This window comes from Mycobacterium sp. TH-M116 (assembly GCF_057473685.1).
In genome coordinates, this window is record NZ_JBYCLC010000067.1 from 1 (window position 1) to 20,334 (window position 20,334).

Genomic DNA, 20,334 nt, shown 5'->3' on the forward strand with positions numbered 1-20,334 from the left:
CACGTCATCGTGCCGGCCAGCGTCAGGGCCTCGCCGATCGCTCTGAGCACCGCCATGAATTCCTCCGTCCGGTCGCGACCGTCCGTGCATCCCAATCCATACCCCTTAGGGGTATTGATTCAACGTCGCCGCGGAAGGGCAACTCTCATTGCGCGAATTCGATCTCCGAATCCCGCACCGGAAAATTGGGGCCCGCCGCGCGCTCCGCATTCCTGGGAATGGCCATCCGCGAGCGTGGACGCCCCCGTGCCGGGCATGTGACCCGTTCTTCGGCGGGCAAGTGCCCGACACACCGGTCTCCCACCACTGCCACAGACGTAACAGAGGGCACACTGGTAACAACAGAGTTTTTTGGCGAGACGCCCAGGAGGGTATGGCCGTGTACCGAGTCTTTGAAGCGCTGGACGAACTGGCCGCCATTGTCGAAGAAGCCCGCGGTGTGCCGATGACCGCCGGCTGCGTGGTGCCCCGCGGCGACGTGCTCGAACTGGTCGACGACATCAAGGACGCGATCCCGGGCGAACTGGACGACGCCCAGGATGTCCTCGACGCGCGTGACTCGATGCTGCAGGAAGCCAAGGACCACGCCGAATCCATGGTGAGCTCGGCGAGCACCGAATCCGAATCGATGCTCAACCACTCCCGCGCGGAGGCCGACCGGCTCCTGTCCGACGCGAAGGCGCAGGCCGACCGGATGGTGAGTGAGGCCCGACAGCACAGCGAACGGATGGTCGGCGAGGCCCGCGAGGAAGCGGCGCGCATTGCAGCGGCCGCCAAGCGCGAGTACGAGGCCAGCGCCAGCCGGGCCCAGGCTGAATGCGACCGGCTGGTCGAGAGTGGCAACCTCTCGTACGAGAAGGCTGTGCAGGAGGGCATCAAAGAACAGCAGCGACTGGTCTCCCAGAACGAGGTGGTGCAGGCGGCCAAGGCCGAGTCCGCCCGGCTCATCGACACCGCCCACGCCGAGGCCGACCGGCTCCGGGGCGAGTGCGACATCTACGTAGACAGCAAGCTCGCCGAGTTCGAGGAATTCCTCAACGGCACGCTTCGCTCCGTGGGCCGCGGACGCCACCAACTGCGGACGGCGGCGGGCACCCACGACTACGCCACCCGCTAACCGCATCGGCGTGCCGCGGCAAACGCCGGTTCAGCCCTGCGCTGCACGGTCGGCGCCGTAGGATTTCGGGTATGACGCGGCAGTACAGCACCACGGCGCACCGCCGTCGGGGTTCGCCCTTGACGCTGGACATCACACCGCTCGGCCGGCGCCCGGGAGCGATGGTCACCCTGCGCGACACCGTGCCCAGCTCCTCGCGCATCGGGCTGGACATGATCGCGATCGAGCGGGGCGCACCGCTGGAACTGGATCTGCGGGTCGAATCGGTGTCGGAGGGAGTGTTGGTGACCGGAACGGTCACCGCGCCCACCACCGGGGAGTGCTCCCGCTGCCTGGGCGCGCTCGACGGGCGCATCCAGGTCGCCCTGACCGAGCTGTTCGCCTACCCGGGCAGCACCACCGAGGCGACCACCGAAGAAGACGAGGTCGGCCGCATCGTCGACGACACGATCGACCTCGAGCAGTCCGTGGTCGACGCCGTCGGTCTGGAGCTGCCGTTCTCGCCGGTGTGCCGGCCCGACTGCCCGGGGCTGTGCCCCGCATGCGGCGTCTCCCTGGCCGCCGATCCGGACCACCACCACGACCGTATCGACCCGCGGTGGGCCAAGCTGACCGAGATGCTGTCTCCCAGGCCGGACGCCACGCGGGGTGAGCGTTGACCTCGCGGCAAGACCTGCTCGACGCGCTGGGCGTCGACCTTGCCGATGAGTTGCTCGAGCTGGCGTTGACCCACCGTAGCTACGCCTACGAGCACGGCGGCCTGCCGACCAACGAGCGTCTCGAATTCCTCGGGGACGCCGTTCTGGGCCTGACCGTCACCGACGAGCTCTTCCATCGCCACCCCGACCGGTCGGAGGGGGACCTGGCCAAATTGCGTGCCAGCGTCGTCAACACCCAGGCGCTGGCCGACGTCGCGCGCAACCTGACCGGCGAGGGCCTCGGGGCCCACCTGTTGTTGGGCCGCGGCGAGGCGAACACCGGCGGGGCCGACAAGTCGAGCATCCTGGCCGACGGCATGGAATCCCTACTGGGCGCGATCTACCTGCAACACGGAATCACCACGGCGCGCGACGTGATCGTGCGGCTGTTCGGTGCGCTGCTGGACGCCGCGCCGACGCTGGGAGCCGGACTGGACTGGAAGACCAGCCTGCAGGAGCTGACCGCTGCACGTGGGCTGGGCGCGCCGTCCTACGTGGTGACCTCCACCGGCCCGGACCACGACAAGGAATTCACCGCGGTGGTCGTCGTGATGGAGATCGAATACGGGTGGGGCACCGGGCGCTCCAAGAAGGAGGCCGAGCAGAAGGCCGCGGCAGCGACCTGGAAAACGCTGGATGCGCGCGACACCTCGGGGAAAACGCCCTTCTAGATGCCCGAATCAGATTCCCCAACCAGATGCCCGAACTACCTGAAGTAGAGGTGGTGCGCCGCGGATTGCAGTCCCACGTGGTCGACAGGACCATCACGGCGGTCCGGGTGCACCACCCCCGCGCGGCGCGTCGCCACGAAGGCGGGCCCGCCGATCTGACATCCCGGCTGTTGGGAGCCCGGATCACCGGGACCGATCGCCGCGGCAAATACCTGTGGCTGCTGCTGGGTTTGGACACCGCGCTCGTCGTCCACCTGGGCATGAGCGGGCAGATGCTGCTGGGTGCCGTCCCGCGCGCCGAGCACGTGCGGATCTCCGCGCTGCTCGACGACGGGACCGTGCTGAGCTTTGCCGACCAGCGCACCTTCGGCGGGTGGCTGCTCGCCGACCTGGTGGAAGTCGACGGCGCCGTGGTACCGGTGCCCGTCGCACACCTGGCCCGTGACCCGCTGGACCCCCGGTTCGACGCCGACGCCGTCGTGCGGGTGTTGCGCGGCAAGCACTCCGAGCTCAAGCGCCAGCTGCTGGATCAGCAGGTGGTGTCGGGAATCGGCAACATCTACGCCGACGAGGCGCTGTGGCGGGCCAAGGTCCATGGTGCGCGCGTGGCCGCCACGCTGAGCCGCCCGCGTCTGGCTTCCGTCCTGGACGCCGCCGCGCAGGTGATGCGCGAGGCGCTGGCAAAGGGAGGCACCTCGTTCGATTCGCTCTACATCAACGTCAACGGCGAATCGGGGTACTTCGACCGGTCGCTGGACGCCTACGGTCGCGAGGGCCGGGCTTGCCGGCGGTGCGGTGCGGTGATGCGCCGGGAGAAGTTCATGAACCGCTCGTCGTTCTACTGCCCGAAGTGTCAGCCGCGGCCACGCGCGTGAGTGTGAGCCCAGGGTCGCGACATGCCGGGCGGCATCGCCAGGGACGCCCGGTAGAAACGCCCGGTAGAAAAGAGTCATGACTGATCTGTGGGTGGAACGCACCGGACCGCGTCGCTACACGGGGCACAGCTCGCGCGGCGCACAGGTCCTTATCGGCTCCGAGGACGTCGAGGGCGTGTTCACCCCGGGCGAGCTCCTCAAGATCGCGCTCGCCGCGTGCAGTGGGATGTCGAGCGACTCGCCGCTGGCTCGCCGGCTCGGGGACGACTGCCGCGCCGTGATCAGGGTATCCGGCGCGGCCGACCGTGAGCAGCAACGCTATCCGCGGCTCGAGGAGACCTTGGAGCTGGACCTGTCCGCGCTGTCGCCGGAGGAGAAGGAACGCCTGCTGGTGGTGGTGAACCGGGCCATCGACCAGGTCTGCACCGTCGGGCGCACGCTCAAGACCGGGACGGAAGTCAGCTTCGGGGTCACCGATGTCGGATCCTGAAGTCCGGCTCGTCGCCTGGGTGCACGGGAACGTCCAGGGGGTTGGTTTTCGCTGGTGGACGCGGTGCCGCGCGCTGGAACTGGGGCTCACCGGGTATGCGGCCAATCAGGCCGACGGGCGCGTGCTGGTGATCGCCCAGGGGTCGCGGGAGGCCGGCGAGAAACTCCTGCACCTGCTCGAAGGCGGGGAGTCGTGGCCTCACCGACCGGGCCGCGTCGACACGGTTGTCGCCGACTGGTCGCCGCCGCAGGAGCGGTTCGCCGGCTTTGTCGAGCGCTGACTGCCCAGCCGCGGACTGCCGGCTGGCGCATTTGGGGTGAGCCGACACCCCTGTGTCCGGCTGACCCGGGCGGTTTGAGCGGTAGTCTGGCACGCCGTGTACCTCAAGAGTCTGACGCTGAAGGGCTTCAAGTCCTTCGCATCGCCGACGACTCTGCGCTTCGAACCGGGTATCACCGCCGTCGTCGGCCCCAACGGGTCCGGCAAATCCAACGTGGTCGACGCCCTGGCCTGGGTGATGGGGGAGCAGGGCGCCAAGACGCTGCGCGGCGGGAAGATGGAGGACGTCATCTTCGCCGGCACCTCGTCGCGGGCCCCGCTGGGCCGCGCCGAGGTCACCGTCACCATCGACAACTCCGACAACGCGCTGCCCATCGACTACTCCGAGGTTTCCATCACCCGCCGCATGTTCCGCGACGGCGCCAGCGAGTACGAGATCAACGGCAGCGGGTGCCGGCTGATGGACGTCCAGGAACTGCTGAGCGACTCCGGGATCGGCCGGGAGATGCACGTCATCGTGGGCCAGGGCAAACTCGACGAGATCCTGCAGTCGCGGCCCGAGGATCGCCGCGCGTTCATCGAAGAGGCCGCCGGCGTGCTCAAGCACCGCAAGCGCAAGGAAAAAGCGCTGCGCAAACTCGACGCGATGTCGGCCAATCTGGCGCGGCTCACCGACCTGACCACCGAGCTGCGGCGCCAGCTCAAACCGCTGGGCCGTCAAGCCGAAATGGCGCAGCGGGCCGCACGAATCCAGGCCGACCTGCGCGACGCCCGGTTGCGGCTGGCCGCCGACGACCTGACCAGCCGGCAGACCCAGCGCGAGGCGATCCTGGAGGCCGAAGCGGCGATGCGGCGCGAGTACGACGAGGCCGCCGCCCGCCTCGCGGTGGCGTCCGACGAGCTGACCGAGCACGAGACCGCGCTGGCCGAGCTCTCGACCCGCGCCGAGTCGGTCCAGCACACCTGGTTCGGGCTGTCCGCCCTGGCCGAACGCGTGGCCGCAACGGTGCGCATCGCCAGCGAGCGTGCTCAGCATCTCGATGTCGAGCCCGTCAGGACCAGTGACGACGACCCCGGGAACGACCCCAGAAACCCTGAGGATATGGACGCCGAGGCCGACCGGGTCGAGGCCGCCGAGCGGCAGCTGCAGGCGGAGCTGGCCGCCGCGCGCACCCGGCTGGAGGCGGCCCGCGCGCAACTGGCCGAGCGCGAGCGCGAAGCCGCCGAGGCCGACCGGGCCCACCTGGCGGCGGTGCGCGCCGAGGCGGACCGGCGGGAGGGCCTGGCCAGGCTGGCCGGTCAGGTCGAGACCATGCGCGCACGCGTCGAGTCGATCGACGAGAGCGTCGCGCGGCTGTCCGAGCGCATCGAACAGGCCGCCGCGCGGGTGCAGCAGACCAGGGCCGAGTTCGAGACCGTGCAGGGGCGGGTCGGCGAGCTCGACCAGGGCGAGAGGGGCCTCGACGAGCACCACGAACGGACGGTGGCGGCGCTGCGGTCGGCCGACCAGCGCGTCGCCGAGCTGCAGGCCTCCGAGCGGGGCGCCGAACGGCAGGTGGCCTCGTTGCGGGCCCGCATCGACGCGCTCTCGGTGGGACTGGAACGCAAGAACGGCGCGGCGTGGCTCTCCGAGCACCACGGCGGTGCGGGGCTGTTGGGGCCGATCGCCAAGATGGTCAAGGTCCGCGCGGGCTACGAGGCGGCGGTGGCCGCCGTGCTGGGCTCGGCGGCCGACGCGCTGGGCGCCGAGAGCCTGGGCGCGGCTCGGGCCGCGGTCGCCGCGCTCAAGGACGCCGACGGCGGGCGCGCGGCCCTGGTGCTGGGCGATTGGCCGGCGTCGGAGGATGCTGCGGGGGCCGGCGAATTGCCCGCCGGCGCGGTGTGGGCGCTGGACCTGGTCGAGACACCGGCGCGGCTGCGTGGCGCGTTGACCGCCATGCTTTCCGGCGTCGCGGTGGTCGACGACCTCGCCACGGCTCTCGATCTGGTCGCAGCCCGCCCGCGGTGGCGCGCGGTGACGCTCGACGGCGACCTCGTGGGCGCCGGCTGGGTGAACGGCGGCTCCGACCGCACGATGTCCACGCTGGAGATCGCCTCTGAGATCGACAAGGCCGGCAGCGAGCTGGCTGCGGCGGAAGCGCAGGTCGCCGGCCTGAGCGCGGCGCTGTCGGGCGCGCTGGCCGAGCAGGCGGCCCGCCGGGACTCCGCCGAGCAGGCGTTGGCCGCGCTCAACGAGTCCGACACCGCCATCTCGGCGATGTACGAGCAGCTGGGCCGGCTCGGGCAGGACGCCCGCGCGGCCGAGGAGGAGTGGAACCGGCTGCTGAGGCAGCGCGAGGAGCTGGAATCCGGGCGCGCACACACCGTCGACGAGGTCACCGGGCTCGAGACCCGGCTGCGCAACGCCCGGGAAACCCAGCACGTTCAGGCTGCGGAGCCCGACCCGACGATCGGTCGCCAACAGATCGCCGCCGCCGCCGAGAGCGCCCGCGGCGTGGAGGTGGAGGCCCGGCTGGCGCTGCGCACCGCCGAGGAGCGGGCCAACGCGGTGCGTGGGCGGGCGGATTCGCTGCGCCGGGCGGCCGCCGCAGAACGCGAGGCCCGGGCGCGCGCCGAGCAGGCGCGCGCCGCGCGGCTGCGTGCCGCCGCCATCGCCGCGGCGGTGGCCGACGCCGGGCGGTTGCTGGCCGCCCGCCTGGACCGGGTGGTCCACGCGGCCTCACAGCTCCGTGATGCGCTGGTCGCCGAGCGGCAGCAGCGCTCGGCGGCGATGGCCGCGGTGCGCGGCGAGGTGAACGCGCTGGGCGCCAGGGTGGCCGCCCTCACCGATTCGCTGCACCGCGACGAGGTCGCCAACGCCCAGGCGGCGCTGCGGATCGAGCAGCTCGAGCAGACGGTGCTCGAACAGTTCGGGATGGCTCCGGCCGACCTGGTCGCCGAGTACGGCCCGCATGTCGGGCTGCCACCCAGCGAGCTGGAGATGGCCGAGTTCGAGCAGGCCCGCGAGCGCGGCGAGCAGGTGGTCGCGCCGGCCCCGATGCCCTATGACCGGCCCACCCAGGAGCGTCGCGCCAAACGCGCCGAACGCGAGCTGGCCGAGCTGGGCCGGGTCAATCCGCTGGCGCTGGAGGAGTTCGCCGCCCTCGAGGAGCGCTACAACTTCCTGTCCACCCAGCTCGAGGACGTCAAGGCCGCCCGCACGGACCTGCTCGACGTCGTCGCCGACGTCGACGCCCGCATCCTGAGTGTGTTCAGCGAAGCGTTCGTCGACGTCGAACGGGAGTTCCGGGAGGTCTTCACGGTGCTCTTCCCCGGCGGCGAGGGCCGGCTGCGGTTGACCGCTCCCGACGACATGCTCACCACCGGCATCGAGGTGGAGGCGCGTCCGCCCGGCAAGAAGGTCACCCGGCTCTCGTTGCTGTCCGGCGGCGAGAAGGCGCTGACCGCGGTGGCGATGCTGGTGGCGATCTTCCGCGCCCGCCCGTCGCCGTTCTACATCATGGACGAGGTCGAGGCGGCGCTCGACGACACCAACCTGCGCCGCCTGCTCACGCTGTTCGAGCTGCTGCGAGCGCGCTCGCAGCTGCTGATCATCACCCACCAGAAGCCGACGATGGAGATCGCCGACGCGCTCTACGGCGTGACCATGCAGGGCGACGGAATCACCGCGGTCATCTCGCAGCGCATGCGCGGCCAGCAGGTTCAGCAGCTGGCCTCGGCTTCCCATTAGGGCGCGCGAGCGCGGGTGCAGCGGCTGCCGCCGCCCGACGCCGATCCGGGGGCTGGAACAATGTCAGCGTGTCACAAGGATTTTGGATCGCCCTCGCGGTCTTGAGCACGATAGCCGTCCTGCTGGTCATCGCCGCACTGGTGGTGGGCCTGGTGCGTTACCGGCGTCGACGCATCAGGCTGGCCCGGCCGGAGCCCGACGCGCTCGCGCGTCCGCGTGGCTACACCGCGTCGTCGGGTATCACGTTCAGCCAGGGTGCGGCGACTGAGGAGCGGCTCGACACGGTCTCTGACGTCGGGTTTCCCGAACCCGAGACCAGCGCGCCGCCACCGGAAGCTCCGCAGGCCCCCGAGGCGGCCGCTCCCCAAGCTCCCCAAGCTCCCCAAGCCCCCCAAGCCCCCGGGATCGAGGCCATCGCGCCGACCGAGGGTCGGCTCGAACGGCTGCGCGGCCGGCTGGCCAAATCGCAGAACGCGTTCGGGCGCAGCCTGCTGGGCCTGATCGGCGGCGGCGACCTGGATGAGGACTCCTGGCAGGAGGTCGAGGACACCCTGCTGATCGCCGACCTGGGACCCGTGGTCACCGAATCGGTGATGACGCAACTGCGCAGCCGCCTGGCCGGCAGCGACGTGCGCACCGAGGCCGACGCCAAGGCCGCGCTGCGCGACGTGCTGCTCGCGGAGCTGCAGCCGGGCTTGGACCGCTCGATCCACGCCCTGCCCCACGCCGACCGTCCGTCGGTGCTCCTGGTCGTCGGCGTCAACGGCACCGGGAAGACGACGACGGTCGGCAAACTGGCGCGGGTGCTGGTGGCCGACGGCCGGCGCGTCGTGCTGGGCGCTGCCGACACCTTCCGTGCCGCGGCGGCCGACCAGCTCGAGATGTGGGCGTCGCGGGTGGGCGCCGACGTGGTGCGCGGTCCCGACGGGGCCGACCCGGGGTCGGTGGCCTTCGACGCCGTCGAGAAGGGTATCGCCGCGGGCGCCGACGTCGTGCTCATCGACACCGCGGGCCGACTGCACACCAAGGTCGGGCTGATGGACGAGCTGGGCAAGGTCAAGCGAGTGGTGACCAAACGCGCCGAGGTCGACGAGGTGTTGCTGGTGCTCGACGCCACCATCGGGCAGAACGGGCTGGCCCAGGCCCGCGTTTTCGCCGAGGTGGTCGACATCACCGGCGCGGTGCTGACCAAGCTCGACGGAACGGCCAAGGGCGGCATCGTGTTCCGGGTCCAGCAGGAGCTCGGGGTGCCGGTGAAGCTGGTCGGGCTCGGCGAAGGACCCGACGACCTCGCGCCGTTCGAGGCGGCCGCTTTCGTCGACGCGCTGCTCGGCTGAAACCCGTTGCGCAACCCCCTTACACAACGAGCCCGACGTTAATACCGCCGAAACACGGCGGCTCCAACGCCGAAACAACCATCTCGCAAGGTTCACAGATCAGGTCGTCAGGCACATGTCTGACGGCCGGCTCACGGTCGACCGGAGGTGGTAACGAGTGACGTTCCCGATGATGGGTCAGCCAGATACCGGCGATACCGCCTGGATGCTGGCGAGTTCTGCGCTGGTGTTGTTGATGACGCCGGGTCTGGCGTTCTTCTACGGCGGCATGGTCCGCGCTCGCAGTGTGCTCAACATGATCATGATGAGCATCAGCGCGATGGGCGTGGTGACGATTCTGTGGGTGCTCTACGGCTATTCGATGGCCTTCGGTGACGACAAAGGCAATGTCGCCGGTGACCCGGGCCAATTCTGGGGCCTCAAGGGTCTCCTCGGCGGGAACGCGGTGAAGGCGGACGCGGGCGCCGGCACCGCCGCCACCGACATCCCGCTGGTCGGCAGCATGCCGGCCACGGTGTTCGTGGCGTTCCAGTTGATGTTCGCGATCATCACGGTTGCGCTGGTCTCCGGTGCGGTGTCCGACCGGTTGAGGTTCAGCGCCTGGCTGGTGTTCTCCGGACTGTGGGCGACGCTGGTCTACTTCCCGATCGCGCACTGGGTGTTCGCCTTCGACGGCACGGTGGCCGAGCACGGCGGCTGGATCGCCAACAAGCTGCACGCGATCGACTTCGCCGGTGGTACCGCGGTCCACATCAACGCCGGCGTGGCGGGCCTGATGCTGGCGATCGTGCTGGGCAGGCGCAAGGGCTGGCCCACCACGCTGTTCCGTCCGCACAACCTGCCGTTCGTCATGCTCGGCGCGGGCCTGCTGTGGTTCGGCTGGTACGGCTTCAACGCCGGTTCGGCCACCAGTTCCAACGGTTCGGCCGGGACGACGTTCGTGACCACCACGGTCGCGACGGCCGCGGCCATGCTGACCTGGCTGGCCACCGAGCGCATCCGTGACGGCAGGGCGACGACGCTGGGTGCGGCATCGGGAATCGTGGCGGGGCTGGTTGCCATCACACCGTCGTGCTCGTCGGTCAACGTGCTGGGCGCGCTGGTGGTCGGCGCGGTCGCCGGGGCGGTGTGCGCGCTGGCGGTCGGGCTGAAGTTCAAGCTGGGCTTCGACGATTCGCTCGACGTGGTCGGCGTCCACCTGGTCGGCGGTCTGGCGGGAACGCTGCTGATCGGCCTGCTCGCCGCGCCCGAATCCCCGGCCATCAACGGCGTGGCGGGCGTGTCGCAGGGATTGTTCTACGGTGGCGGCTGGGCCCAGCTGGAGCGGCAGGCCGCCGGTGCGTTCAGCGTCCTGATCTATTCTGGCGGGGTCACGCTGGTTTTGGCGCTGATCCTGAAATACACGATGGGACTTCGCCTGAGTCCCGAGGCGGAAGCCGCGGGCATCGACGAGTCCGAGCACGCGGAGAGCAGTTACGATTTCGCCGTGTCGACCGGCTCGGTGCTTCCCACCCGGGTTGCCGTAGTGGACACCCGGAACGGGCTGGAGCAGGAGCTAGCGGGCGAGAAAGTTGAGGCCGAGTAGAAATGAAGCTGATCACCGCAATCGTCAAGCCGTTCACCCTTGATGACGTCAAGACCGCGATCGAAGATGCGGGTGTCCTCGGGATGACGGTCAGCGAGATCCAGGGCTACGGACGCCAGAAGGGTCACACCGAGGTCTACCGGGGTGCCGAGTACTCGGTCGATTTCGTTCCCAAGATCCGGATCGAGGTCGTTGTCGACGACTCCATCGTCGACAAGGTCGTGGACAGTATCGTGCGGGCGGCGCGCACCGGCAAGATCGGTGACGGCAAAGTCTGGGTCAGCCCCGTGGAAACCATTGTGCGGGTGCGCACCGGTGAACGCGGGACCGATGCGCTGTGACGCGGGCCGGACGTCGTTGATCCGGACCACGGAGGGATGACCCCGAGCCGGCCCGACCCGTCGTGGACAGAAAAGGCTTGCAGGCCAGAGGATTTGGTCGCGGCACGGCGCAGCCTGGCGGCCGAGGGCGGTGAACTCGGCCCGGCGGGTCTGCGACGGGCATGGCTGGATCTGCACGAGTCCTGGTTGGCGGCCAAAGCGGCCGAGATCGGGATCACCGGCGACAGCGGCTTCGCGATCGTCGGCGTCGGCGGCCTGGGCCGCTGCGAACTGCTGCCGTACTCGGACCTGGACCTGATGCTGTTGCACGACGACAAGCCCGCCGAAGTCCTCGAGCGGGTCGCCGACGGATTATGGTATCCGTTGTGGGACGCCAACATTCGACTTGACCACAGCGTGCGCACCGTGTCGGGTGCCCTCGGCGTGGCCGACAGCGACATGGTGGCCGCCCTGGGCATGCTGGACGCGCGCCACGTGGTGGGGGATGCGCGGCTGTCGGAGGAGCTGATCGCCGGCGTGCGGCGAGGGTGGCGCAGCGCCATTCGCTCCCGGATGGACGAGCTGGTGGAGATCACCCACGCCCGGTGGCAGCGCTGCGGCCGGATCGCCCAACGGGCCGAGCCCGACCTGAAGTCGGGGCGCGGCGGCCTTCGCGACGTGCAGTTGCTGGACGCCCTGGGGCTCGCACAGCTCATCGACCGCCACGGCATGGCCAACCCGGACATGCCCGGCGGCTCACTGGATGCCGCCTATCTGACGCTGCTCGACGTGCGCACCGAACTGCGCCTGGTGTCCGGGCGCGGGCGGGACCTGCTACTGGCCCAATTCGCCGACGAGATCAGCGCCGCACTGGGTTTCGGCGACAGGTTCGATCTGGCCCGCATCCTGTCCGGCGCCTGTCGCACCATCGCCTACCACGCCGAGACCGGGCTGCGGACCGCGCAGATCGCGTTGCCGCGGCGCGGGATCACCGCCCTGGTGCGGCGCCCGAAGCGTCGGCCCCTCGATGAGGGGGTCGTCGACTGTGCGGGCGAAATCGTGCTCGCCCGCGACGCGCGTCCCGGCACCGACGCGGGGCTGGTCCTGCGGGTGGCCGCCGCGTCGGCCGACAAGGGACTGCCGATCGGCGCCGGCACGCTGAGCCGGCTGGCCGCCGACGCCCCCGATCTCCCGACTCCGTGGCCGCGCGAGGCGCTGGACGATTTCCTGGTCGTGTTGTCCGCCGGTCCGACCGCGGTGGCCACCATCGAGGCGCTCGACCGCACCGGGTTGTGGGGCCGGCTGCTGCCGGAATGGGATGCCATCCGCGACCTTCCGCCGCGCGACGTGGCACACAAGTGGACGGTGGACCGGCACCTGGTCGAAACCATGGTCAACGCCGCGCCGCTGTCGACCCGGGTGGCGCGTCCCGATCTGCTTGCGCTCGGCGCGCTGCTGCACGACATCGGCAAGGGCAGGGATGTCGACCACAGTGTGCTCGGGGCCGAGATGGCCCTGAGGATCGGTTCCCGGCTGGGGATCTCACCCGCGGACACCGAACTGTTGTCAAAGCTGGTGCGCCACCACCTGCTGCTGCCGGTGGTCGCCACCCGGCGCAACCTGCTGGACCCCGAAACCATCACGACAGTGTCGGAAGCCCTGGGCGGGGACGCCCTGCTGCTCGAGGTGTTGCACGCGCTGACCGAGGCGGATTCGAAGGCCACCGGACCCGGGGTGTGGAGCGAATGGAAGGCGTCTCTGATCGACGACCTGGTTCGCCGTTGCCGGATGGTGATGGCCGGTGAGGCGCTACCGAGAGCTGAACCCATTGCGCAGCAATATCTTCCGGTGGTTGGCGAGCGTTCAGTGCGGGTGGAAATCAAGCCCGGCGGCGGCGAGCGTCTGCAGGTTGTGATGATCGCGTCGAATCAGCGGGGGCTGGTGTCCAACGCTGCCGCGGTGCTGGCGCTGAACTCGCTGCGTATTCATTCGGCGTCGGCCAACGTTGACGGCGATGTCGCGATCATCGAGTTCGCGGCGTCGCCGCTGTTCGGTTCGCCGCCCGAGGCGGGCCTGCTGCGCCAGCAGTTCGCCGGCGCCCTGGGTGGTGACGTCGACGTGCTGGGGACGCTGGAGAAGCGCGACAGCGACGCGGTGAGCGCGGCCACCGCGCGGGCCGGTGAGGTGCAGTTCGGCGTGCCCGTCACGCGTTCGACCGCACCGCCCCGCATCGTGTGGCTGGAGACCGCGGTTCACGGTCCACTGATCCTGGAGGTCCGCGCCATGGACAGGGTGGGCCTGCTGGCGCTGCTGAGCCGGGCTCTGGAACGGGCCGGGGCCGACATCGTCTGGGCGAAGGTCAACACGTTCGGATCGACCGTGGCTGACGTTTTTGCTGTGACGGCACCGGCGGGGGACAGCGAGCAGTCCGCCCGCGCGGCGGTCGAACAACACCTGCTGTCCGTGTTGGGCGGCCCCGCCGTCGAGGTGCTCGAGGAGCCCGTCGGCGACTAGCCGGCGCTCACGACCGCTCCGAGCTCATCTGCCGCAGCGCGAGTATGCGCGCCTGGATCTGGTCGCGGGTGGCGGCGGCGATCGGCGGACCGCCGCAGCGGCGGCGCAACTCGTTGTGGATCCAGCCGTGCGGCTTGCCGGTGCGGTGGTGGGTCAGCGACACCAGCGTGTTGAGCTCGCGGCGCAGTTCGCGCAGCTCCCCGTGCATCGACCGCACCGGCGCCCCGGGTGCGGCGTCCTGTTGGAGCCGGGCCCTCTTCTGCAGTTGCTCGTCCTGGCGTCGGTGCAGCAGGGCACGCATCTGGTCGGCGTCGAGCAGCCCGGGAATGCCCAGGTAGTCGGCCTCCTCGTCGCTGCCGGCGGGGGTGGCGGTGCCGAACGACGACCCGTCGAAGATGACCTGGTCGAGTTCGGCGTCGGCGCCCAGGGAGGTGAAGCCGCGGTCCTCGTCGCTTTTCTCGGTCTGTGTGCGGGTGGCGGGATCGCCGTCGAGCGGGTCCTCGTCCGGCCGGTGCGGCTGGCCGAGCACGTGGTTGCGCTGGGCCTCCAGCTCGCTGGCCAGCTGCAGCAGGTTGGGCACCGACGGCAGGAAGATGCTGGCCGTTTCCCCGGGCCGCCGCGACCGCACGAAGCGGCCGATGGCTTGGGCGAAGAACAGCGGTGTCGAGGCGCTGGTGGCGTAGATGCCCACCGCCAGCCGCGGCACGTCGACGCCCTCGGAGACCATGCGCACCGCGACCAGCCACCGGCCCGTGCCCTCGGCGAACTCGGTGATGCGCCCCGAGGAGCCGGGGTCGTCGGACAGCACGACCGTGGGCCGCTCGGAGGTCATCCTCTCCAGCAACGCCGCGTAGGCGCGGGCCGCGGTCCGGTCGGAGGCGATGATCATGCCGCCGGCGTCGGGCACGTGCGTGCGCAGCTGACGCAGCCGCTGATCGGCCGCCGCGATCACCGCGGGCATCCATTCGCCGGCGGGGTCCAGCGCCGTGCGCCAGGCCCGCGCGGTCTGCTCGGCCGACAGCGGCTCGCCCAGCCGGGCCGCATGCTCCTCGCCGGCGCCGTCGCGCCAGCGCGCCTCCCCGGAGTAGGCGAGGAACACCACCGGCCGGACCACCCCGTCGCCGAGCGCCTCGGCATAGCCGTAGGTGTGGTCGGCACGCGAGCGCAGCACCCCGTCGGAGCCGGCTTCGTAGTCGACGAACGGGATGGGGCTGTCGTCGCTGCGGAACGGCGTCCCGGTCAGCGCCAGCCGCCGCGTCGCGTCGCCGAAGGCTTCGCGGATCGCGTCGCCCCAGGTCTTGGCGTCACCGCCGTGATGGATCTCGTCGAAGACGACCAGCGTCTTGCGCTGCTCGGTGCGCACCCGGTGCAGGGTCGGGTGCGCGGCGACCTGGGCATAGGTCACCGTGACGCCGTGATACTCCGGCGAGGTCACCGGGCTCGTGTTGGAGAACCTCGGGTCCAGGGCGAGTCCGTGCAGCTGCGCGGCCCGCGCCCACTGGACCTTGAGGTGCTCGGTGGGCACCACGACGGTGATCTGGTCGACGGCGCGCTGGGCGAGCAGTTCGGCAGCCACCCGCAGGGCGAATGTCGTCTTGCCCGACCCGGGGGTGGCCACGGCCAGGAAATCGCGCGGCTGACTCCTCAGGTATTTCACCAGCGCCCTGCGTTGCCAGCCTCGCAACGGCCGGCCGGGGTCGCGTTCGCGGTGTCCTTCGTCGACCAGCGGCTCCGTGCTGCTGACCGGTTGCATCGAGACGGTTCTCCCCGTGGTTACTGGTCGGCGCGGTCCCGCGCGATTCGGTCGCGGCTGTGAAATCTAGCACGGCAATGCATTTCGTCGCAGCAGCGACGCGAGCCCGTGCGCGCGCCATGCCGGCCGGGCGGTTCGCGTCCGCCGAACGTCACGCCAGCGGCACGTTCGAAGCCGAGCGTGAGCCCAGTGTGACGCTCGCGCCCGGGTGGTGACCCGCGGCACCGCGATCGCACTCACCACTAGGCTGGCGGGGTGTTTGAATCGCTGTCTGACCGGTTGACCGGAGCACTACAGGGACTGCGCGGCAAGGGGCGACTGACCGACGCCGACATCGAGTCCATCACCCGCGAAATCCGGCTCGCGCTCCTGGAGGCCGACGTCTCGCTGCCCGTGGTGCGCACGTTCGTCACCAGGATCAAGGAGCGCGCCCGGGGCGCCGAGGTGTCCGGCGCCCTGAACCCGGCACAACAGGTCGTCAAGATCGTCAACGACGAACTCGTCGGCATCCTCGGCGGCCAGACCCGCCGGCTGGCCTACGCCAAGACCCCGCCGACCGTCGTGATGCTCGCCGGCCTGCAGGGGTCCGGGAAGACGACGCTGGCCGGCAAGCTCGCGGCCTGGCTGCGCGGCCAAGGCCACACACCGCTGCTGGTGGCCTGCGACCTGCAGCGCCCGGCCGCGGTGAACCAGCTCCACGTCGTCGGCCAGCGGGCCGGGGTGCCGGTGTTCGCGCCGCATCCCGGCGCCGGATCACCGGACTCCGACGCCGGCCCCCCCGACCCCGTCGCCGTCGCGGCCGCCGGTCTCGCCGAGGCCCGCGCCAAGCACTTCGACGTCGTCATCGTCGACACCGCGGGACGGTTGGGCATCGACGACGAGCTGATGGCGCAGGCCGGGGCCATCCGTGCCGCCGTCGATCCCGACGAGGTGCTGTTCGTCCTGGACGCGATGGTCGGCCAGGACGCCGTCACCACCGCCGAGGCGTTCCGCGCGGGTGTCGGTTTCACCGGCGTGGTGCTGACCAAGCTCGACGGCGACGCCCGCGGTGGCGCCGCGTTGTCGGTCCGCGAGGTGACCGGGGTGCCGATCCTGTTCGCCTCCACCGGCGAGAAGCTCGAGGACTTCGACGTCTTCCACCCCGACCGGATGGCCAGCCGCATCCTGGGTATGGGCGACGTGCTGAGCCTGATCGAACAGGCCGAACAGGTCTTCGACGCCGAGCAGGCAGAGGCGGCGGCCGCCAAGATCGGTACGGGCGAGCTGACGCTGGAGGACTTCCTCGAACAGATGCTGGCGATCCGGAAAATGGGTCCGATCGGCAACCTGCTGGGGATGCTGCCCGGCGCCGGCCAGATGAAAGACGCCCTGGCCGCCGTCGACGACAAGCAACTCGACCGGTTGCAGGCCATCATCCGTGGGATGACGCCGCAGGAGCGGGCGGACCCGAAGATCATCAACGCCTCGCGGCGGCTGCGCATCGCCAACGGTTCGGGCGTGACGGTCTCCGAGGTCAACCAGCTGGTCGACCGCTTCTTCGAGGCCCGCAAGATGATGTCGTCGATGCTCGGCGGCATGGGCATGCCCGGCCTGGGTCGCAAATCGGCGACGCGCAAGAGCAAGGCGAAGGGCAAGGCCGGGAAGAAGGGCAAGAAGGGGGCCCGCGGCCCCACGCCGCCCAGGTCCAAGACCCCGTTCGGGGCGGGCCTGCCGGCGGGATTCCCGGATCTGTCGCAGATGCCCGAGGGCCTCGACGAACTCCCGCCCGGACTGGCCGACTTCGACCTGTCCAAGCTGAAGTTCCCGGGCAACCCCGGAAGAAAGTAGCCGCAGCGTGCGCCTGCGCGTGCGAGGTCGGGGACTGCCCGATGAGGCCGAGGTCGAACTGTGGGTCGTCGACGGCCGCATCAGCACCGAACCGGTCGCCGGGGCCGACACCGTTTTCGGTGCTCGCCCAGGCGGCTGGATCCTGCCCGGCCTGGTGGACGCGCACTGCCACGTCGGGCTCGGCGACCACGGGCAGATCCCGCTCGACGAGGCGATCGCGCAGGCCGAGACCGAACGCGACGCCGGTGCGCTGCTGTTGCGTGACTGCGGCTCGCCGACCGACACCCGCAGTCTCGACGACCGCGCCGATCTGCCCCGGATCATCAGGGCCGGCAAACATCTGGCCAGGCCCAAGCGCTACATCGCCGGCTTCGCCGTCGAACTCGAGGACGAGTCGCAGCTGCCGGCGGCCGTCGCCGCGGAGGCCGCGCGCGGCGACGGCTGGATCAAGCTGGTCGGCGACTGGATCGACCGCGGCATCGGCGACCTCGCGCCGCTGTGGTCCGACGGCGTGCTCAGGGCGGCCATCGGCGCCGCGCACGAGCGCGGCGCCCGCGTCACCGCGCACGTCTTCAGCGAGGACGCGCTGCCGGGCCTGATCACCGCGGGCATCGACTGCATCGAACACGGCACCGGCCTCACCGAGGAAAACATCGCCCTGATGCTCGAGCACGGCACGGCGCTGGTCCCCACGCTGCTCAACCTCGAGAACTTCCCCGGCATCGCCGACGCCGCGACCCGGTATCCGACCTACGCCGCGCACATGCGCGACCTGTATGCCCGCGGCTACCAGCGGATCGCCGCGGCGCGGGAGGCCGGCGTGCCGCTGTACGCGGGCACCGACGCCGGCAGCATGGTCGCCCACGGCAGGATCGGCGACGAGGTCGAGGCTCTCACGCGCATCGGCATGAACCCGACCGCGGCGCTGGGCGCGGCATGCTGGGACGCCCGCCGCTGGCTGGGCAGGCCAGGCCTCGAGCACGGGGCACCCGCCGACCTGCTGTGCTACTCGCAAGACCCCCGGCGCGGGCCCGACGTGCTTGCCGCGCCGGAGTTGGTGATACTGCGCGGCAACGTATTTCGTCCGGGAGCTGACTCGGCCGCCGGCCGCGCATTGCGTCCGGTGAGGGAATAGGATCTGGAAATGGCGTTGCCCAGCGGCGCGACATTCGCCGGATACATCGTGGCTCGGATGCTGGGCTCCGGAGCGACCGGCGCGGTGTACCTCGCCCAGGATCCGCGGTCGTCACGCTGGCAGGCGCTGAAGGTCCTGTCGCCGGCGCTGTCGGCCGACGGTGAGGTCCGCGGGCGCTTCCACGCCGAAACCCCGATCGTCACGAGCCTGCAGCACCCGCACATCGTGCGCGTGAACGATCGCGGCGAGTTCGAGGGACGGTTGTGGGTCGCGATGGACTACGTCGACGGCGTCACTGCCGCGCAGCTGATGGCCGGCCGGTTTCCCGCGGTGTCCCCGGTCGGTGAGGCGCTCGCCGTGGTCAACGCGCTCGCCGAGGCGCTCGACTATGCGCACCAGCGCGGGATGTTGCACCGCAACGTCAAGCCCACCAACGTCTTTTTGACCGGCCGTGACGAGGGCGAACCACGAATCCTGTTGTCCGATTTCGGGATCGCTGCGCCAACTCGGGAGTCGGCCGGACCGTCGTCCTACGCGGCGCCCGAGCAGCTGCGCAACGGTGTCATCGACGGGCGCGCTGACCAGTATGGGCTCGCGGCCACCGCGTTTCACCTGCTGACCGGTACGCCCCTGGGCGCCGGTGCGCCGCCGCTGCTCAGCGACCAGCGTCCCGAGCTGGCGCGCCTCGACGGGGTGTTCGCCGGGGCGCTCGCCGCGAGCGCCGCCGACCGGTTCCCGCGGTGCACCGAGTTCGCCGACGCAGCCAACGCGCAGGCGGGACTCGCCCCCAGCGACCGCGGACCCGAAGCGGTCCTGGTCGCCGACTATCCCGCCTACGCGTGGCCTGAGTCCGACGAGGCGCCCGGCCTGGTGCCGGCGGCCGAGAACGCGGGCGCCAGGCCGATGGGAGCGCCGTGGGGCAGGCGCCCGGCCGGCTTCTCGGGTGGAAGCGCGCGGGCAGGGCCGTCCGGTCGGCCCGTGCAACCCCTGCCGACTGGGCACCGGTTGCGCAGGGCCGTGGTGCGGATCGCGGCGGTCGTGCTGGTCGTGGGACTGGTCGCGCTGGGCCTGGTGATCGGGCGCAAGACCGAGCCCGTCCCGGCCGCCGGCCGCACACCGCCGCCGTCGACGGCCGCGGGTGCCACCCGGACCGCCGGGCCGCCCGCAGCCCCGGCCCCGGCCCCGCTGGACGGCACCTACAGCCTCGACGTCGAACGCACGAAGCAGACCTACAACTACGTCGCTGACCCGCAACCCCCGGACGTGACCACCTGGTGGGCCTTCCGCTCGTCGTGCGCGCCGCAGTCCTGCACCGCCGCCGCGACCCGCCTCGACGACGTCCGTCACCTGCGCGAGGTGACGCCCGGTGCGCCGCTGTTCCTGGCGTACGGCGACGGCCGGTGGCAGTCCTCGCCGGTCGACATCCGGTTTCCGTGCATCGGCTCGGGCGGATCGCGCCAGAAGCAGACCGCGAGATTGGTGCTGACGCTGCAACCGCAGGCGCACGGCGACTTCTCCGGCGAGGAGGTCCTGACCGTGCAGACCAACGAATGCGGCCAACGGTCGGCGGTCATCCGCATCCCCGCGGTGGCCAGCCCGCACGGCGGGGTGCCGCCGGGGGTGACCGTGCCGGACCCGACCGCCGGTGCGGCCGGTCCCGAACCGGCGCCGGGAGCGTTGCCGTCCAGGACGCCCCATCCCTGACCGCCCCCTGCCTGCCCGCTGACCCATCCCTGAACGCCCCGAAACGTCGGCGCGGCACATCCGGCGTCCCAAAAAGACTGTGAGTGATCGACGCGGCGGGCATGTGGGCAACTGCTCGTTGTCGACGGCCGCCGAATACATCGAGCCGATCGCGGCGTTGCCGCTCGGGCCCAACGTCGGCTCCCTGCTCGGGCATTCGGAACTGCGGGCCGCAGTCCTCGGACTCGACCGCGCCACCGACGTCGCCCTGCAGCCCACCGAGGCCGAACTCGACGAGCTGGCGTCGTTGCTCGACGAGG

General features: G+C 70.8%; 15 protein-coding genes and 1 pseudogene. 15 read left to right on the forward strand and 1 reads right to left on the reverse strand.

Annotation, left to right across the window (positions count from 1 at the left end; translation table 11 throughout):
- Window positions 1-379 precede the first annotated feature (379 nt).
- The 11 genes from sepIVA to AC2VOK_RS03485 all read left to right on the forward strand — a co-directional run bounded on the left by sepIVA (window position 380) and on the right by AC2VOK_RS03485 (window position 13,616).
- Window positions 380-1,117: a cell division protein SepIVA gene (gene sepIVA / locus AC2VOK_RS03435; RefSeq protein ID WP_428899235.1), complete on the forward strand. Its 738-nt coding sequence runs from the start codon at window positions 380-382 to the stop codon at window positions 1,115-1,117.
- 71 nt (window positions 1,118-1,188) lie between these two features.
- On the forward strand, window positions 1,189-1,776 hold the full coding sequence (locus AC2VOK_RS03440; RefSeq protein ID WP_428899236.1) for a YceD family protein: 588 nt from the start codon (window positions 1,189-1,191) through the stop codon (window positions 1,774-1,776).
- Window positions 1,773-2,486, forward strand: coding sequence for a ribonuclease III (rnc, locus tag AC2VOK_RS03445; RefSeq protein WP_428899237.1), 714 nt, complete (start codon window positions 1,773-1,775; stop codon window positions 2,484-2,486). The genes AC2VOK_RS03440 and rnc overlap by 4 nt, the downstream gene beginning before the upstream one ends.
- Before the next feature lie 26 nt (window positions 2,487-2,512).
- Window positions 2,513-3,361, forward strand: coding sequence for a DNA-formamidopyrimidine glycosylase (gene mutM, locus AC2VOK_RS03450; RefSeq protein ID WP_428899238.1), 849 nt, complete (start codon window positions 2,513-2,515; stop codon window positions 3,359-3,361).
- Between the two features lie 76 nt (window positions 3,362-3,437).
- The gene (locus AC2VOK_RS03455) at window positions 3,438-3,851 is read left to right on the forward strand and encodes an OsmC family protein (protein WP_428899239.1); all 414 of its coding nucleotides are present in this window, start codon (window positions 3,438-3,440) and stop codon (window positions 3,849-3,851) included.
- Complete coding sequence (locus tag AC2VOK_RS03460) at window positions 3,838-4,131, forward strand: acylphosphatase (RefSeq protein WP_428899240.1); 294 nt, start codon at window positions 3,838-3,840, stop codon at window positions 4,129-4,131. The genes AC2VOK_RS03455 and AC2VOK_RS03460 overlap by 14 nt, the downstream gene beginning before the upstream one ends.
- Window positions 4,132-4,227: 96 nt before the next feature.
- Window positions 4,228-7,860, forward strand: coding sequence for a chromosome segregation protein SMC (smc, locus tag AC2VOK_RS03465; RefSeq protein WP_428899241.1), 3,633 nt, complete (start codon window positions 4,228-4,230; stop codon window positions 7,858-7,860).
- Between the two features lie 68 nt (window positions 7,861-7,928).
- Window positions 7,929-9,197, forward strand: coding sequence for a signal recognition particle-docking protein FtsY (ftsY, locus tag AC2VOK_RS03470; protein ID WP_428899242.1), 1,269 nt, complete (start codon window positions 7,929-7,931; stop codon window positions 9,195-9,197).
- Window positions 9,198-9,366: 169 nt separating this feature from the next.
- Window positions 9,367-10,782 carry an ammonium transporter gene (locus tag AC2VOK_RS03475; protein WP_428899249.1) on the forward strand — a complete coding sequence of 472 codons (1,416 nt, stop codon included), beginning with the start codon at window positions 9,367-9,369 and terminating at the stop codon, window positions 10,780-10,782.
- Window positions 10,783-10,784: 2 nt separating this feature from the next.
- On the forward strand, window positions 10,785-11,123 hold the full coding sequence (gene glnB / locus AC2VOK_RS03480; RefSeq protein WP_428899243.1) for a nitrogen regulatory protein P-II: 339 nt from the start codon (window positions 10,785-10,787) through the stop codon (window positions 11,121-11,123).
- A gap of 36 nt (window positions 11,124-11,159) precedes the next feature.
- Window positions 11,160-13,616: a [protein-PII] uridylyltransferase gene (locus tag AC2VOK_RS03485; RefSeq protein WP_428899244.1), complete on the forward strand. Its 2,457-nt coding sequence runs from the start codon at window positions 11,160-11,162 to the stop codon at window positions 13,614-13,616.
- Between the two features lie 7 nt (window positions 13,617-13,623).
- On the opposite strand, the gene AC2VOK_RS03490 is transcribed toward AC2VOK_RS03485, so the two are convergent.
- On the reverse strand, window positions 13,624-15,369 hold the full coding sequence (locus AC2VOK_RS03490) for a DEAD/DEAH box helicase (RefSeq protein WP_428899245.1): 1,746 nt from the start codon (window positions 15,367-15,369) through the stop codon (window positions 13,624-13,626).
- A gap of 255 nt (window positions 15,370-15,624) precedes the next feature.
- On the opposite strand from AC2VOK_RS03490, the gene ffh reads away from it, so the two are divergent.
- The 4 genes and pseudogenes from ffh to AC2VOK_RS03510 all read left to right on the forward strand — a co-directional run.
- Window positions 15,625-17,196: a signal recognition particle protein gene (gene ffh / locus AC2VOK_RS03495; RefSeq protein WP_428899246.1), complete on the forward strand. Its 1,572-nt coding sequence runs from the start codon at window positions 15,625-15,627 to the stop codon at window positions 17,194-17,196.
- A gap of 7 nt (window positions 17,197-17,203) precedes the next feature.
- On the forward strand, window positions 17,204-18,331 hold the full coding sequence (locus AC2VOK_RS03500; RefSeq protein ID WP_428899247.1) for an amidohydrolase family protein: 1,128 nt from the start codon (window positions 17,204-17,206) through the stop codon (window positions 18,329-18,331).
- A 9-nt stretch (window positions 18,332-18,340) separates the two neighbouring features.
- The gene (locus AC2VOK_RS03505) at window positions 18,341-20,035 is read left to right on the forward strand and encodes a serine/threonine-protein kinase (protein ID WP_428899248.1); all 1,695 of its coding nucleotides are present in this window, start codon (window positions 18,341-18,343) and stop codon (window positions 20,033-20,035) included.
- 109 nt (window positions 20,036-20,144) lie between these two features.
- Window positions 20,145-20,334: pseudogene (locus AC2VOK_RS03510) on the forward strand (hypothetical protein); the annotation flags it as partial.

Bases quoted from the DNA above. Each gene is read 5' to 3' on its own strand.
- AC2VOK_RS03505 (WP_428899248.1), top strand. From the start codon at position 18,341: ATGGCGTTGCCCAGCGGCGCGACATTCGCCGGATACATCGTGGCTCGG.
- glnB (WP_428899243.1), top strand. From the start codon at position 10,785: ATGAAGCTGATCACCGCAATCGTCAAGCCGTTCACCCTTGATGACGTC.
- AC2VOK_RS03460 (WP_428899240.1), top strand. From the start codon at position 3,838: ATGTCGGATCCTGAAGTCCGGCTCGTCGCCTGGGTGCACGGGAACGTC.
- AC2VOK_RS03490 (WP_428899245.1), bottom strand. From the start codon at position 15,369: ATGCAACCGGTCAGCAGCACGGAGCCGCTGGTCGACGAAGGACACCGC.
- mutM (WP_428899238.1), top strand. From the start codon at position 2,513: ATGCCCGAACTACCTGAAGTAGAGGTGGTGCGCCGCGGATTGCAGTCC.
- AC2VOK_RS03455 (WP_428899239.1), top strand. From the start codon at position 3,438: ATGACTGATCTGTGGGTGGAACGCACCGGACCGCGTCGCTACACGGGG.
- AC2VOK_RS03475 (WP_428899249.1), top strand. From the start codon at position 9,367: ATGATGGGTCAGCCAGATACCGGCGATACCGCCTGGATGCTGGCGAGT.
- AC2VOK_RS03485 (WP_428899244.1), top strand. From the start codon at position 11,160: ATGACCCCGAGCCGGCCCGACCCGTCGTGGACAGAAAAGGCTTGCAGG.
- AC2VOK_RS03440 (WP_428899236.1), top strand. From the start codon at position 1,189: ATGACGCGGCAGTACAGCACCACGGCGCACCGCCGTCGGGGTTCGCCC.